Genomic DNA, 14,342 nt, shown 5'->3' with positions numbered 1-14,342 from the left:
CCGTCAGCGCGACGCCTCGGCGATCCAGTCCACGGCGGCCGACAGCGCGGCGCGCTCGTCCTTGTCCGCAGCTAAAGCCGCCTCGAAGGCCCGAACCTGCCCGTCGGCGCTGGTGCCGTCCGCGACGATCGCCCGGGCGCGGGCGACGTCCGCCGTGCAGCCGAGCGCGTCCGCATCCTCCGCCACCAGGACGAGGACCGCCTCCAGCGCCTCGGCGAACGGCACCGCCTCACCCTGCGCCTCGTCGATCAGCGTCGCGCGCACGCCGCTGTGCTGGGCGCGCCACAGGTTCTCGGAGGCCAGGGCCCGCGAGACGCCGTCGAGGCCGGCATTCAGCTCCGGCCGCCGCACGCACAGGCGCACCAGGCAGCGATACAGGGCGGCGATGCAGAACGAATCATCGAGCCGGGTGCAGGCGTCGGCGATGCGCAGCTCCAGGGTCGGGAACTTGATGGAGGGCCGCAGCGACCACCACAGGAAGCTCGCATCCGCGATGGCGCCGGAGCGGGTCATGATCTCCACGAACCGGGCATGCGCGGCCGAATCCGAGAAGATCTCGGGCAGGCCGGTGCGGGGCAGCTCGCCGAACACGCTGAGCCGGTAGGCCATCAGCCCAGTCGCTTCGCCCTGCCAGAACGGAGAGGAGGCCGAGAGCGCCAGCAGCAGCGGCTGGAACGGCAGCAACCGGTTCATCAGATCGACGCGGGCGTCCGGGTCCGGCACTTCGACATGGACGTGCATGCCGCAGATCAGCGCCCGCCGCGCCGCGATGCCGACATCCGAGAGGATGCCCTTGTAGCGCGCGCCGTCCGTGGCGGTCTGCCGGGACCAGCGCGCGAGCGGATGGGTGCCGCAGGCGAGCACGCTCAAGCCGTTCTCGGCCGCGATGCCGGCGAGCTGCGCCCGCTGGCCGCCGAGGTTTTCTCGCGCCGCCTGCGCGTCGTCCAGCGGCGGCGTGCAGACCTCGACCTGCGCGGCGACGAGTTCCCGCCCCGTCTCGGGCAGCTCCGCCTGCACCCGGGCATGGAAGCCGGCCAGGTCGCCCCGGGGCGTGCCGCGGGTCTCGGCATCGGCGAGGAAATACTCTTCCTCGATGCCAAAGCGGTAGCTGTGGGCGCTCATCTGCGTCTCCGGACACGCAACTCGCACGCTAACGCGCCGGGCTGCCCGAAGATGCCGCTCCTCAGGGCCGCAGCGCCCCGCCGACCAGCCAGGCCGGGTCGAACCAGCGGTCGGCCTCGCCGTCGTAGGGCAGGCGGGTGATGTCCCAGTTCTGGATGTACTTGGCGTAGACGTTCCACACCGCGATGCCGCCGCCGACGAAGATCCGCCGGCCGGGGTAGCGCTTGAGCACCTGCTCCGGATCCTCGTGGCTGCGGATCACATCGATGGTGCGGTCCTTGAAGGCGAAATCCGGCACCGAGGCCACGGTCTTCGGGCCGGCGATCAGCACGTGGCCCATGGTGAGCGCGAAGAAGCGCGTCACGTCCTCTACGAACAGCGGATCGGTGTTGCCCTCCCAGGGCAGGTGGCCGTTGAGGCCGAGCTGGCCACGTTGGCCGATCGCACAGATGCAGCGGACGTCGATCATCGTAAATCCCAAACCCTGCGGGCTCCGCCCGCAACCCGCCGGGGCCGCAGGCCCCGGACCCCTCTACTCGGGCGCGCGGAACTGCATCACCCGGTCGGTGGGAAAATCGTAGAGCTTGCCGGTCTCGGTCCAGTCCGGTGCGGCGAGCCGCACGAAATGAGGGGCGAGATCCTCGGGGGTCTTGAGGGTCTCGGGATCCTCGCCCGGCATGGCCGAGCGGCGCATGCCGGTGCGCAGCGGGCCGGGGTTGAGCAGCATCGCCCGGATGGCGGTGGTCTCGTTCTCGGCCGCGTAGGTCCGCACCAGCGCTTCGAGGGCCGCCTTCGAGACCGAATACGGCCCCCAATAGGCCCGGCATTTCGAGGCCGCGCCCGACGAGACGAAGATCGCCCGGCCGGCATCGGACATGCGCAGCAGCGGGTCCAGCGAGCGGATCAGGCGCCAGTTGGCGGTGACGTTGACCTGCATCACCTGGTCCCAGACCTTCGGGGTGATGTGGCCGATCGGCATGAGGGCGCCAAGGATGCCGGCATTGCCGACCAGGATGTCGAGGCGCTTCCAGCGATCGTTGATCGCCGCGCCCAGCCGGTCGATCGCGTCGTAATCGGCGAGGTCGAAGGGCACCAGCGTGGCGCTGGACCCGGCCGCCCGGATGGCGTCGTCCAGCTCCTCGAGGGCGCCGACCGTGCGGGCCACCGCGACCACGTGGGCTCCGGCCCCGGCCAGCGCGAGGGCGGCGGCGCGCCCGATGCCGCGGGACGCCCCGGTGACGACCGCCACGCGGCCTTCGAGCTTTCGTTGAGGATCAGCCATAGCCAGCAGCTAACGCATTTCCGCGCCAGGTGGATCGAAAAAAGACCGGATTCAAAAGGTCCGTGACCTTTTGCGGGTGCAGGGCAGAGCCCTGCAAGGACCCAGGGGCGCCGCCCCTGGACCCCGCCAAAGGGCTCGCCCTTTGGGAACCCCGGTGTCAGTCCGCTTCGGCGAGCATCGCGAAGCGCTTCGGGCCGGCGATGGAGAGGTCGGTCAGGCCGGTCGGGTATTCGCCCGTGAAGCAATGGTCGGTGTATTGCGGGCAGGCGGCGTTCCGCTCCTCCTCGCCCATCGCCCGGTACAGGCCGGGGATCGACAGGAAGGCGAGCGAATCCGCGCCGATATACTTGCGCATGGCCTCGAGATCGTGGGTCGCGGCGAGCAGCTTCTCCCGCTCCGGCGTGTCGATCCCGTAGAAGTCCGGGTAGGTGATCGGCGGCGAGGCGATCCGGAAATGCACCTCGGCGGCGCCAGCCTCGCGCATCATCCGGACGATCTTCACCGAGGTCGTGCCCCGCACCAGGCTGTCATCGACCAGAACGATGCTCTTGCCCTCGATCGCGGCGCGGTTGGCCGAATGCTTCATCCGCACGCCGAGCTCGCGCACCGACTGCGTCGGCTGGATGAAGGTCCGCCCGACATAGTGGTTGCGGATGATGCCCATCTCGAACGGGATGCCCGTCTCCTGCGCGAAGCCCAGCGCCGCAGGCACGCCGGAATCCGGCACCGGCACCACGATGTCGGCGGGGGCGGCGGCCTCGCGGGCGAGCTCGCGGCCGATGGCCTTGCGCACCGCGTAGACGCTCTTGCCGTTCACGACCGAGTCAGGCCGCGCGAAGTAGATGTACTCGAAGATGCACGGGCGCATCGGCACGGCGTCGGCGAAGCGGATCGACTCGACGCCCTCCTCGGAGATCACCACCACCTCGCCGTTCTCGATGTCGCGGACGTAGCGGGCGCCGATGATGTCGAGGGCGCAGGTCTCGGAGGCCAGCATGTAGCGGCCGTCGAGTTCGCCGAGCACCAGCGGGCGGATGCCCAGCGGGTCGCGGGCGCCGATCAGCTTCTTGTTGGTAAGCGCCACGATCGCGTAGGCGCCCTGGATCGCCTGCAGGGCGTCGATGAAGCGCTCGACGATCCGGGGCTTCCGCGAGCGGGCCGCGAGGTGGAGGATCACCTCGGTGTCGGAGGTCGACTGGGTGATCGCGCCGTCGCGCACGAGGTCGCGGCGGATCGACAGGGCGTTGGTGAGGTTGCCGTTGTGGGCGACCGCGAGGCCGCCGCTGGCCAGCTCGGCGAAGAGCGGCTGCACGTTGCGCAGGATCGTCCCGCCGGTGGTCGAGTAGCGCACGTGCCCGATGGCGGCGCGACCTTTCAGCCGGGCGATGGTGTCGCCGTCCGAGAACGAATCGCCCACGAGGCCGGGGCGGCGCTCGGAATGGAACACCGACCCGTCGAACGAGACGATGCCGGCCGCCTCCTGGCCGCGGTGCTGCAGGGCGTGCAGGCCCAGCGCGACGATGGCCGAGGCCTCCGGGTGCCCGAAGATGCCGAAGACGCCGCACTCCTCGCGCAGCGTATCGCCGTCGAGGTCGAAATCGGCGGCATAAGCGTCGGATTGGGACATGGTGCGATCGATCACTTCACGGGTCCCGGCGGCGACGGGCCGGCGCGCCGGTCGTCGCGGATATCATCCGATCGTCTCCGGAACCGCTATCTAGGCGCTCCACGCAGACCGACCAACGGCGAATGCCGCAGGTCAGCGTCGCGTCGGGCTCGGCGCGGTCTCAGTGCGGCGCTGGGGCGCCGGGTCGGTCTCGGCGGGGGCGTCGGCCGCCTCGTTGGGCGGCGTGACGACCTTCGGCTTCTTGAACTGCTTCAGGAAGCCCTCCGGATTCTCAGGGAGCTGGGCCACCAGGGCGTCGCCGGACTTCTCCAGCATCGAACGCGTGCGCGCCTGAGCCGCCCAGTCCGGCACCTTGCCCTGCACCAGCCAGGACAGGAACACCCAGCCGATCACGCAGATCAGGAAGCCGCGGCCTGCCCCGAACAGGAAGCCCAAGGAGCGGTCGACCGCGCCGATGCGCGAATCGAGCACCACGTCGGAGATCTTCACGGTGATGATCGAGACGACGATCAGCGTGCCCAGGAAGATCGTCGCGATCGAGGCGACCAGCGCCACGGTATCGCTGTTGACGTGCTGCTTCACGAGCGGAAGCAGCATCGGATAGAACGACCACGCGACGGCGGCGGCGGCCACCCAGGCGATGATGGCCAGCACCTCGCGGGTGACGCCACGCACGGCCGCGAGCAGCGCGGAGACCGCGACGATGCCGAGCACGACGAGATCCAGGACGGTAAACGGCATCTGTGAACTTTAGGCACCAGTGGGGATGCCGCGGCGTCCATGCGGCTCCCCAGGACCGCGGGGGAGGTATACCAAGCCGAACCTCGGCCGTCACCCTCGGCCACCGACCTCCCGGCGGCCTGTGCCGTCCGTGCATCAGACCGGGTCGGGGCAGCAGGGTGGCCGAATGCCAGACTGGGGCACCGCGGCGTTTTGCAGGTCACCCCGTTGGGCGCGACCGTTCGACGCCCACGCAACGCAGAGAATCACACACCCATCGTCAGCCCGCGAACGACTTATCTGCACCGACGAGCATATCGCGCCCATTCTTGGGCACCGGGAAGCCATACCCGTCCCCGGTTTTTTCCCACCTTAAGTCGTCGGACAGGTGATAGGGACTGACATACAATTCCATACCTATCTTCTGTAAGGCTAGATGAAGGGCCTGAATCGAGTCGGCTCCCGCAGCAAAACTCGCCCTGTTTTGATTTGGCCACCCAATTTGATATCGACACATCAAGACTCCATCTTGCAATTGTGGAGCATGAATAGATATCTCCACTCGGTTATCACCGGACGGCGAACGCACCGCTAGATTTCTTTTTGCGATGATCATGGCAGCGTCCTCAGAGGTTTAGGGGCGGAATCGAATGCCCACGCTCGCATGCAACAAGTCTAACCATAGCTTGGGCACAACATGCGCGTAGATCAGTAAATTTGCAACAATCAAGTCGCGGCGATACTGCTCGTCTCAGTCTTGTTGAGATGTAACAAGAGAGTACAGGGGTACCTTGCGAGCATTTACGATCTTTGGGCGCGGGGGTAAGTTGGTTGTTCCGCCGTCTGTCTATCGCCCACCGCCTGTATGCCTTGCAGGGATGCGAGGATGATTTGGATTGTATTCCTTAGAGGTAATTTCTTTTTCGATGAGTACCCTCCTTATTTCAAGACGGCATAACTCTATCTGTCTGCTAGCGACCGCACAGGCGACTTTTGAGTCGTTTCGCATGTACAGGCTTCTTAATCAGGGCATCCCTGTCTGAATAAATTCCTATTTTTAAGCAGCCTATTAGTAGAGCATCCGTTTGCCGGCCCCGTGGCACCGGCGCTGTCAACAGATTGCACGCCGAATGACGCCCTGTGCCAACCGTCGACATGCAACGAGCGTTACTCCGGCGGACTCCCGCCGTTCAAACGTCGGACAATTTCTTTTCTGCAGACGACTGTTTTGCTATGAACCGCGGACAAACATCCGTCTCGGAAATCCATTATGCATCTTGCATGTCCGCTCGGGACCGATTGGACCGTAGGCGTCCGGTAGATGACCAAATCCCAAACGATTGACGGCGCCCACGGCGCCCGGCTGACCATCGATCTCGGGGCGATCGCCGCGAATTGGCGATCGCTGGCCGCCCGGGGCGCGGATTGCGCCGCCGTGGTGAAAGCAGACGCCTATGGCTGCGGCGTCGCCCGGGTCGGGCCGGCCCTGTGGGCGGCCGGGTGCCGGACCTTCTTCGTCGCCCACCTGTCCGAGGCCATCGCGGCCCGGGCCGCCCTGCCGGAGGCCGCGCTCTACGTCCTGAACGGGCTGCCGCCCGGTGCCGGCGCGACCTTCGCGGCCCACGGCCTGCGCCCGGTGCTCGGCAGCCGCGAGGAGATGACGGAGTGGGCGGCGGTCTCGGGCGGGCGCCTGCCGGCGGCGCTCCACGTCGATACCGGGATGAACCGCCTGGGGCTGCCGGTGCCGGAGGCGCTGGCGCTCGCGGGCGACCCGTGCATCGCGGCCTGCGGGATCGACCTGCTGATGAGCCACTTCGTCAGCGCCGAGAAACCGGCCGACCCGGTCAACGCCCGGCAGATCGCCGACTTCGCCCGGGTCCGGGCCGCCTACCCGGGCCTGCTTGCGTCGCTCGCCAATTCATCCGGCGTCTTCCTCGACGGCGCCCGGTACGACCTGCTGCGCCCGGGCTATGCCCTGTTCGGCGGCAACCCGACGCCCGGATCCGCCAACCCGATGCGCCCGGTGGTGCGGCTGGAGGCCCTGATCGCGCAGGTGCGGGACGTCGAGGCCGGAACCAGCGTCGGCTATAACGGCCGCTGGACGGCCCCGGCCCCGAGCCGGCTCGCCACCCTGTCGCTCGGCTACGCGGACGGCTTCCCCCGGGCGATCAGCGGGCGCGGCCAGGCGCTGGTCGGGGGCGTGCCCTGCCCGATCCTGGGCCTCGTCTCCATGGACCTGATCATCCTCGACGTCACCGCGGCCCCCGCCGCCCGGCGCGGCGCCACCGCGGTGCTGATCGGCGACAGCCTGGACGTCGACACCGTCGGCCGCGCCGCCGGCACGATCGGCTACGAGATCCTGACGGGGCTGGGTTCGCGTTATGTTCGAACTTATGTAGGGTGATCCGAACCCACCTTACGAATGCCGGACCGGCGGCGCGCGGACCCGAATGGCCAAGATCCACCAGACCTTCGTCTGCCAGTCCTGCGGGGCGGTCTACAACCGCTGGCGCGGGCGCTGCGAGGCCTGCAACGGCTGGAACACGATCGTCGAGGAGGCCGCTGCGGCGCCCGGCCAGTCCGGGCCGGTCGCGACGCGGCCGTCCCGCGCCCGCGGCCGGGTGTTTCCGCTCGAGGGCCTGACAGGCGAGACCAAGGAGGCGCCGCGCATCCCCTCGGGGATCGGCGAGCTCGACCGGGTCACCGGCGGCGGCTTCGTGCGCGGCTCGGTGATCCTGCTCGGCGGCGATCCCGGCATCGGCAAGTCCACCCTGCTGATGCAGGCCTCCGCCGCCATGGCGGGGACCGGCGAGCGGGTCGCCTACATCTCCGGCGAGGAGGCGGTGGGGCAGGTGCGCCTGCGGGCCGAGCGGCTGGGCTTGAGTTCCCGTCCGGTGGATCTGGCCGCCGAGACCAATGTCGAGGACATCATCGAGACCCTCAGCCAGGGCCGCCCGCCGGCGCTCGCGATCATCGATTCGATCCAGACCATGTGGACCGAGACCGTCGAATCGGCCCCCGGCACGGTCACGCAGGTGCGCTCCTCGGCCCAGGCGCTGATCCGCTTCGCCAAGACCACCGGCACCGCGGTGATCCTGGTCGGCCACGTCACCAAGGACGGACAGATCGCCGGCCCCCGGGTGGTGGAGCACATGGTCGACGCGGTGGCCTCGTTCGAGGGCGACCAGGGCCACCATTTCCGCATCCTGCGCGCCGTGAAGAACCGCTTCGGCCCCACCGACGAGATCGGGGTGTTCGAGATGACCGATGCGGGGCTCGCCGAGGTGCCCAACCCTTCGGCCCTGTTCCTGGCCGGGCGCGACCACCAGGCCGCCGGCACCGCGGTCTTCGCCGGGATGGAGGGCACGCGGCCCCTGCTGGTGGAGATCCAGGCGCTGGTGGCGCCGTCCTCGCTCGGCATGCCCCGCCGGGCCGTGGTCGGCTGGGACCCGAACCGGCTGTCCATGGTGCTGGCCGTGCTGGAGGCCCATGGCGGCATCCGGCTCGGCACCCACGACGTTTACCTGAATGTCGCCGGCGGCCTGCGCATCACCGAACCGGCCGCCGACCTCGCGGTGGCGGCCGCCCTGGTCTCGTCCCTGTCGGGGGCGGTGCTGCCGCCGGAGACCGTCTATTTCGGCGAGATCGGCCTGTCCGGGGCGATCCGCCCGGTGGCGCAGGCGGGCGCCCGGCTGAAGGAGGCCCAGAAGCTCGGCTTCGCCAAGGCGCTGATCCCCCAGGGCCGCGGCGAGGGCGACAAGGCTCTGGCGGTGGAGACGCTGCGCCACATCGCCGACCTGGTGGCGGGAATCAGCGCCGGGGCGCCGCGGAGGGGATCCGGACAGCGCGGACGAGCGCAGTCGCGCTACGCCGACGAGGAGATGTGACGCGCGCTACCCGCCCGTCACGCTCATGTGGCGCGGCACCGCGGCCGGGCGCTGGCGCTCGATGACGAAGTCGTGGCCCTTCGGCTTGCGCGTGATCGCCTCGACCACCGCCGCCGCCAGCACGGCATCATCCGGGGAGGCGCGCAGCACGGCACGCAGATCCGCGGAATCCTCCTGGCCGAGGCACAGGTAAAGCTGGCCGGTGCAGGTCAGGCGCACCCGGTTGCAGCTCTCGCAGAAATTGTGGGTCAGCGGCGTGATGAAGCCGAGCTTGCCGCCGGTCTCCTCGACCCGGACGTAGCGCGCCGGGCCGCCGGTGCGGTCGGAGAGCGGGGTCAGGGTGAAGCGGCTCTCCAGGCGCTGCCGCGCCACCGAGAGCGGCAGGAACTGGTCCGTGCGGTCGGCCTCGATCTCGCCCAGCGGCATGACTTCGATCAGCGTCATGTCCATGCCCAGACCGTGGGCCCAGGTGATCATGTCGGGGATTTCGTCGGCGTTGACGTCGCGCAGGGCCACCGCGTTGATCTTGACCTTCATGCCGGCCGCCCGCGCGGCCGCGATGCCGTCGAGCACCACCGGCAGGTCGCCCCGCCGGGTGATCGCCCGGAACTTCTGGGGATCCAGCGTATCCAGGGACACGTTGATCCGGCGCACCCCGAGGCTCGCCAGCTCGGCGGCGTAGCGCGTGAGCTGTGTGCCGTTGGTGGTGAGCGTCAGCTCCTCGAGCGCGCCGGAATCGAGGTGGCGCGACAGGCGGCGGAACAGGTGCATGATGTCGCGGCGGACCAGCGGCTCGCCGCCGGTGATCCGCAACTTGCGCACGCCCCGGGCGATGAACACGCCGCAGAGCCGGTCCAGCTCCTCCAGGGTCAGAAGGTCGCGCTTGGGCAGGAACTGCATGGTCTCCGACATGCAGTAGGCGCAGCGCAAATCGCAGCGATCCGTCACGGAGATGCGCAGGTACGAGATCGCCCGCTGGAACGGGTCGATCAGCGGTGCGGGGTTCGGCGCGCGGGGCGCCGCGGCCGAAAACCCCTGCGGCGTGCTGGAGATGTCATCGAGCATGATTGAGCATATGATGCCCGATACGGTCGTGGGCAAGCCGACCCCGGGCCGCGGCCCCGGAATGCTTGAGGAGTGTGACCCGTGAACGAGGATCTGTGGCCGACCGAGATCCGCCTGTCGGCCGACCGGCGGGTGCTGAACGTCGCCTTCGAGGACGGAGCGCGCTTCGCCCTGCCGGCCGAGTACCTGCGGGTGTCGAGCCCGTCGGCCGAGGTGCAGGGACATTCGCCCCTGGAGCGCAAGGTGATCGGCGGCAAGCGCGCCGTGGCGATCCTGGCCGTGGACCCGATCGGCAACTACGCGGTCAAGCTCGGCTTCGACGACATGCACGACACCGGGATCTACGGCTGGGAATACCTCCACATCCTCGGCCGCGAATACGAATCCCGGTGGCAGACCTACCTCACCGAACTGGCCGAGCGCGGGCTTGACCGCGAGACCGCGCGCACCGCCCCGGTGAAGCAGACCGGGGGCTGCGGCTCGGGCTCGTGCGGCTGCCATTGAGGTCGACTGGTCAGAAAGCCGGCAGCTTCTGCGCCAAGACGACTTCTCTCGGCAATGATTCTGACGCACGATGACGGCATGACGGAGCTTCTCGACCGAGCCATCGCGCGCGTGCGCATGCTGCCCTCCGAAACCCAGGACGAGCTGGCCGGCGTCCTCCTGCGCCTCGCCGGCGAGGACGAGCCTGTCTACCGGATCAGCCCGGAGGAAGAAGCGTCTTTCGTGAACTCGCGCGCCCAGGCGGCGCGGCGTGATTTCGCTTCGGATGAGCAGATCCGGGCGATCTGGGCGAAGCACGGGCTTTGAGACTGCGCTTTACCGCGGATGCGGCGGCGGAACTTCAGCGTGTGCTCTCGGAGATCGCGCAGGCATCGCCTCAAGGGGCACGACGCGTTCAGGGCCGGATCCAGATTGTCCTCGATTTCCTTCTGGATCAGCCGAGAAGCGGCCGGTTGACGAGCCTAAAAAATCTCCGGCGCATCGCAGTGCGACCCACCCGTATTTCATTTTCTACGAGGCTTCCGAAGACGAAGTCGTCATCATCGGAATCCGCCATGGTGCCCGTGCCCCCTCCTCGATGCCGGGAGCGCCGTGACGCGCGGTCGGGCCGATCGGGCGTTCAGATCTGACCGGCTCTTCGGCCGGCGATCGCATCCTCATCTTTGGACGTTCGGTGCGAGCCGGACGTCCCGCCAGCCCCGGAGCCACCATGGCCTTCACCTGCACGATCCCCGCAGTGCCCACGATCCAGCAGGACGATGCCACGGTCCGCATCACCCGCTGGGATTTCTCGCCCGGGGCGGTGACCGGCTGGCACGAGCACGGCTGGCCGTATTTCGTGGTGATGCTGGTCGAGGGCGTGCTGCGCGTCCATGACGGGGCGGCGGTCAGCGAGACCCTGCTGGCGGCCGGGCAATCCTACATGCGCCCGGCCGGAATCCGGCACGACGTGATGAACGGGTCGGAGCACCCGATCGCGTTCATCGAGATCGAGGTGAAGCGCCCCGACGCGCTGGTGACATTGCCCGAGGCCTGAACGCAAAAGGGCCGGCCTCGCGGCCGGCCCCATCCAAAAAGTCCCAAAACATCAGCGCTGGACGATGACCTTCGTGCCGACCTTGGCGCGGGTGTAGAGGTCGGTGACGTCGTCGTTCGTCATGCGGATGCAGCCCGAGGAGACGGCGGTGCCGATGGTCTCCGGCTCGTTCGAGCCGTGGATCCGGTAGATCGAGCCGCCGAGATACATGGCGCGGGCGCCGAGGGGGTTCTCGATCCCGCCCTTCATGTAGCGCGGCAGGTCGGGCCGGCGGCGCAGCATGGTCGACGGCGGACGCCAATCCGGCCACTCGCGCTTCATCGTGATGGTCTGCACGCCGCCCCAGGTGAAGCCTGGACGGCCGACGCCGACGCCGTAGCGCAGGGCCTGACCGCCGCCCATCACGTAATAGAGCCGCCGCTCGGCCGTGGAGACCACGATCGTGCCGGCGCCGTAGGGGCCGCTATACGCCACGGTCTCGCGCGGGATCGCCGACATCTGCGGCACCGCCGCGTCCATGGGGTCGGCCGGGTTGAGGGAGGCGTTGGCCACCGGCACCGCCACGGTCTCGACGGCCTGCGGACGCACCCGCACGGACAGTGCATCGTTCAGAGGCTGACGGGTCAGCGGGTCGATCTCGTAGGCGAACGCCGGCGCGGTGCAGGCGACCGCGCCGAAGAGCCCTACGAGGGCGGGAAGGAAACGACGCATCAAAGCCTCTCGGGGCAGGCGCGAAATGGAGTGGGAACGCAGCGAATTACTGGGGCACGATGCCGTGCCGATCCTCGCCAAGGGGTAAACGCTCGCGTCCCAAAACCAAGTCTCAAACCGCCCCGCTCGGCCGGTTCCGCTCCTCCGTGACTCGATGGCAACACTGTGGCAGCTTGGCCATAAGCGCGGGATGGACCGGGGCGTTTACGCGTATCCGCCCCGGTCCGGCGCCGACGCTCACGCCTCGTCGGCGGCGAGCCAGATCGTGGGCTCCAGGGCCGCCGCGCGGACGAGGGCCGGCGCGGCGGCCGGGAGGCCGCGGATCTGGCTCAGCTCGGCCAGCTCGGGCGCCTGCGCGGTGTCGTCGGCGGTGAGGAACAGGCCCCGGGCCCGGGCGGCGCGGCCGAGATCGGCCCGGCTGGTCCAGACGCTCTGCGCCGGGCTCGTGAGCAGCGCGAGCGCCAGGGGCGCCAGCCACAGGCCGAGCCAGGCATCGCCGGCCCAGACCAGGGCGAAGACGATCAGCGCCCCGACCACCACGGCGTCGGCCTGCAGCCGGAACGCCTCCGACCAGGAGACCTGCCGGTCGTCGCGGTCCTGGGTCTCCCAGCGCACCACCCGGCCCAGGAAGGTCGAGACCACGGCGCCGGCGGTGAACAGGGTCAGCACCGGCCACAGGATCACCCACACGGCCTGCTCCAGGGCGGCACTCGCCAGCAGCGCCCGGGTGCCGCCGAACGCCGCCCGGCGCCCGGGCGAGGCGAGGACGTGGCCGAGGCTCAGGACCTTGGGCAGCGCCAGCACGGCGAGGCTGAGGGCCGCGAGCGCGTGGGCGGCAGCGCCGTGGCCGGTCAGCCCGTAGGCGAGCAGGCCGAGGTCGCCGGTGCGGGCCGCCTGCCAGGAGGCCAGACCCAGGAAGGCGATCCAGAGCGGCAGCATGCCGTAGGCCAGGATGCCGACCGCGAGGTGCCAGCGGCTGGCCGCGTGCAGCCCGGCCCAGGGCAGGACGCGCAGGTGCTGCAGGTTGCCCTGGCACCAGCGGCGCTCGCGGCCGAGCAGGTCGACGAGGTTCGTGGGCATCTCCTCCCAGGTCCCGCCCATCTCGGGCAGCAGGCGAACCTCCCAGCCGGCCCGGACCATCAGGGCGCCCTCGACGATGTCGTGGCACAGGATCTCGCCGCCGAGCGGCGCCCGGCCGGGCAGGACAGGCAGCTGTGCGTTCTGCGCGAAGGCCTCGATCCGCAGGATCGCGTTGTGGCCCCAGTAGCTGCCCTCCGGGCCCTGCCAGGTCTCCAGGCAGCGCAGGGCCAGCGGCGCGTAGAGGCGCACGGCGAATTGCTGGATCCGGGCGAACAGCGTGTCCCGGCCCGCCGCGTACGAGACGGTCTGGATCAGGCCGGTGCGGGGGCTCTCGTCCATCAGGCCCACGAGCCGGGTCATGGCGGCGCCGGTCATCAGGCTGTCGGCGTCGAGCACGATCATGTAGGCGTAGTCCGCGCCGTGGCTGCGGCAGAACGCGCCGATGTTGCCGGCCTTGCGGCCGGTGTTCTCGGTCCGGCGGCGGTAGCGGATCCGCGGCAGGGCCGGGTCGGCCTCCGCCCAGGCCAGGATGCGGGCGAATTCGTGTTCCTCGACGGCCGCGATCGCGCCGTCCCGGGTGTCCGACAGGACGAAGATGTCGATGGCTTTCCCCGAGCCCTTCGCCTGCTCGCGCGCCAGCGAGCGGGCCATCACCCGGAGCCTGGCGAACACCGCCACCGCGTCCTCGGCGTGGATCGCCACCACGGCGGCGGTCCGGCCGGAGCCCGCGGCGGGCGCTTCGGCGGCCTCCGCCCGGCGCTCCAGCACCGACTTCGCCCGGTCGCCCAGGAGCGTGGCCACGAGCCCGTAGACGTATTGGCAGGCGACAAACGCCTGCCAGCCCATCAGCAGGCCGAACAGGACAAGGAGGGTCCAGGCCAGCGGGCTGCCGCCGGCCGGGTAGGCGGTGGCCGCCAGCCATGCGAGACCGCCCGCGGTGGCGAGGCTCGGGACCGCCAGGGCGAGGCGCCGGGCCAGCAGGGCCCGGCGGCGGCCGGCCCAGGCCTCGGGTTCGGGCGGAACCGCGCCGGTCCGTACAGGCTGGGGATCGGGAATGCCCGGACAGGCGTTCCGGTGCGGCCGCTCGGCGGAGGCGGTGACGCGTGAGGAGGGGACGCGTGAGGACATGGCGCGAGGAACTCGACCGTGGAAGCCTGCCGGCTGCCTCGCCGCGGGCGGGCGGGAACCGATGAGCGTGGACACCGATATGCGGGGCGAGGACACGCAGCCGACCCGGCCGCACAGGCAGCCGGAGGCCGAACGGATCGATCCCCCCTCCCGACGCCGCGTTCTCAGGACGGCCCTGAC

General features: G+C 69.6%; 15 protein-coding genes. 6 read left to right on the top strand and 9 right to left on the bottom strand.

The annotated features are described in order from the left end of the window. Positions 1–3: 3 nt before the first annotated feature. The 6 genes from ACYQPG_RS06560 to ACYQPG_RS06535 form a co-directional block, all read right to left on the bottom strand. Positions 4–1,122 carry a carboxylate-amine ligase gene (locus ACYQPG_RS06560; RefSeq protein WP_461230579.1) on the bottom strand — a complete coding sequence of 373 codons (1,119 nt, stop codon included), beginning with the start codon at positions 1,120–1,122 and terminating at the stop codon, positions 4–6. A gap of 61 nt (positions 1,123–1,183) precedes the next feature. Continuing rightward, a complete protein-coding gene (locus ACYQPG_RS06555) occupies positions 1,184–1,591 on the bottom strand; it encodes a dihydrofolate reductase (RefSeq protein ID WP_461230578.1) in 408 nt (135 codons plus the stop codon). A 63-nt stretch (positions 1,592–1,654) separates the two neighbouring features. Beyond that, a complete protein-coding gene (locus ACYQPG_RS06550) occupies positions 1,655–2,404 on the bottom strand; it encodes an SDR family NAD(P)-dependent oxidoreductase (RefSeq protein ID WP_147909599.1) in 750 nt (249 codons plus the stop codon). A gap of 157 nt (positions 2,405–2,561) precedes the next feature. After that, positions 2,562–4,031: an amidophosphoribosyltransferase gene (gene purF, locus ACYQPG_RS06545; protein ID WP_147909600.1), complete on the bottom strand. Its 1,470-nt coding sequence runs from the start codon at positions 4,029–4,031 to the stop codon at positions 2,562–2,564. Between the two features lie 132 nt (positions 4,032–4,163). Continuing rightward, positions 4,164–4,772 carry a CvpA family protein gene (locus tag ACYQPG_RS06540; RefSeq protein WP_147909601.1) on the bottom strand — a complete coding sequence of 203 codons (609 nt, stop codon included), beginning with the start codon at positions 4,770–4,772 and terminating at the stop codon, positions 4,164–4,166. A gap of 259 nt (positions 4,773–5,031) precedes the next feature. Further along, positions 5,032–5,367, bottom strand: coding sequence for a DUF6968 family protein (locus ACYQPG_RS06535; RefSeq protein ID WP_461230577.1), 336 nt, complete (start codon positions 5,365–5,367; stop codon positions 5,032–5,034). Positions 5,368–6,072: 705 nt separating this feature from the next. Here ACYQPG_RS06535 and alr point away from each other — a divergent pair. Continuing rightward, positions 6,073–7,155 carry an alanine racemase gene (gene alr, locus ACYQPG_RS06530; protein ID WP_461230575.1) on the top strand — a complete coding sequence of 361 codons (1,083 nt, stop codon included), beginning with the start codon at positions 6,073–6,075 and terminating at the stop codon, positions 7,153–7,155. Between the two features lie 46 nt (positions 7,156–7,201). Next, entirely contained in the window at positions 7,202–8,638 is a 1,437-nt protein-coding gene (radA, locus tag ACYQPG_RS06525; RefSeq protein ID WP_147909603.1) for a DNA repair protein RadA, read from the top strand. 6 nt (positions 8,639–8,644) lie between these two features. Here radA and moaA read toward each other — a convergent pair whose 3' ends face one another. Beyond that, positions 8,645–9,703 (bottom strand): GTP 3',8-cyclase MoaA, encoded by a 1,059-nt coding sequence (moaA, locus tag ACYQPG_RS06520; RefSeq protein WP_419828995.1) that lies wholly within the window; start codon positions 9,701–9,703, stop codon positions 8,645–8,647. Positions 9,704–9,784: 81 nt separating this feature from the next. Here moaA and ACYQPG_RS06515 point away from each other — a divergent pair, with 81 nt between their 5' ends. From ACYQPG_RS06515 to ACYQPG_RS06500, 4 genes are all read left to right on the top strand, one after another. Next, entirely contained in the window at positions 9,785–10,207 is a 423-nt protein-coding gene (locus tag ACYQPG_RS06515) for a gamma-butyrobetaine hydroxylase family protein (protein ID WP_147909604.1), read from the top strand. A 78-nt stretch (positions 10,208–10,285) separates the two neighbouring features. Further along, positions 10,286–10,513 carry a hypothetical protein gene (locus tag ACYQPG_RS06510; protein ID WP_147909605.1) on the top strand — a complete coding sequence of 76 codons (228 nt, stop codon included), beginning with the start codon at positions 10,286–10,288 and terminating at the stop codon, positions 10,511–10,513. Positions 10,514–10,554: 41 nt separating this feature from the next. Continuing rightward, positions 10,555–10,836, top strand: coding sequence for a hypothetical protein (locus ACYQPG_RS06505; protein ID WP_461230574.1), 282 nt, complete (start codon positions 10,555–10,557; stop codon positions 10,834–10,836). Positions 10,837–10,916: 80 nt separating this feature from the next. Beyond that, positions 10,917–11,243, top strand: coding sequence for a cupin domain-containing protein (locus ACYQPG_RS06500; RefSeq protein ID WP_147909606.1), 327 nt, complete (start codon positions 10,917–10,919; stop codon positions 11,241–11,243). 51 nt (positions 11,244–11,294) lie between these two features. Here the strand turns inward: ACYQPG_RS06500 and ACYQPG_RS06495 are convergent, their stop codons facing one another. Both ACYQPG_RS06495 and mdoH read right to left on the bottom strand, forming a co-directional pair. Next, entirely contained in the window at positions 11,295–11,954 is a 660-nt protein-coding gene (locus tag ACYQPG_RS06495) for a L,D-transpeptidase (protein WP_147939494.1), read from the bottom strand. 237 nt (positions 11,955–12,191) lie between these two features. Continuing rightward, entirely contained in the window at positions 12,192–14,162 is a 1,971-nt protein-coding gene (gene mdoH / locus ACYQPG_RS06490; protein ID WP_461230573.1) for a glucans biosynthesis glucosyltransferase MdoH, read from the bottom strand. Positions 14,163–14,342: the final 180 nt, after the last annotated feature.

It is taken from the genome of Methylobacterium sp. CM6246 (assembly GCF_054818005.1).
This window is presented reverse-complemented; position numbering and strand designations above follow the sequence as displayed.

Bases quoted from the DNA above. Each gene is read 5' to 3' on its own strand.
- moaA (WP_419828995.1), bottom strand. From the start codon at position 9,703: ATGCTCGATGACATCTCCAGCACGCCGCAGGGGTTTTCGGCCGCGGCG.
- ACYQPG_RS06500 (WP_147909606.1), top strand. From the start codon at position 10,917: ATGGCCTTCACCTGCACGATCCCCGCAGTGCCCACGATCCAGCAGGAC.
- ACYQPG_RS06540 (WP_147909601.1), bottom strand. From the start codon at position 4,772: ATGCCGTTTACCGTCCTGGATCTCGTCGTGCTCGGCATCGTCGCGGTC.
- alr (WP_461230575.1), top strand. From the start codon at position 6,073: ATGACCAAATCCCAAACGATTGACGGCGCCCACGGCGCCCGGCTGACC.
- radA (WP_147909603.1), top strand. From the start codon at position 7,202: ATGGCCAAGATCCACCAGACCTTCGTCTGCCAGTCCTGCGGGGCGGTC.
- purF (WP_147909600.1), bottom strand. From the start codon at position 4,031: ATGTCCCAATCCGACGCTTATGCCGCCGATTTCGACCTCGACGGCGAT.
- ACYQPG_RS06535 (WP_461230577.1), bottom strand. From the start codon at position 5,367: ATGATCATCGCAAAAAGAAATCTAGCGGTGCGTTCGCCGTCCGGTGAT.
- ACYQPG_RS06560 (WP_461230579.1), bottom strand. From the start codon at position 1,122: ATGAGCGCCCACAGCTACCGCTTTGGCATCGAGGAAGAGTATTTCCTC.
- ACYQPG_RS06495 (WP_147939494.1), bottom strand. From the start codon at position 11,954: ATGCGTCGTTTCCTTCCCGCCCTCGTAGGGCTCTTCGGCGCGGTCGCC.
- ACYQPG_RS06555 (WP_461230578.1), bottom strand. From the start codon at position 1,591: ATGATCGACGTCCGCTGCATCTGTGCGATCGGCCAACGTGGCCAGCTC.
- mdoH (WP_461230573.1), bottom strand. From the start codon at position 14,162: ATGTCCTCACGCGTCCCCTCCTCACGCGTCACCGCCTCCGCCGAGCGG.
- ACYQPG_RS06510 (WP_147909605.1), top strand. From the start codon at position 10,286: ATGACGGAGCTTCTCGACCGAGCCATCGCGCGCGTGCGCATGCTGCCC.
- ACYQPG_RS06550 (WP_147909599.1), bottom strand. From the start codon at position 2,404: ATGGCTGATCCTCAACGAAAGCTCGAAGGCCGCGTGGCGGTCGTCACC.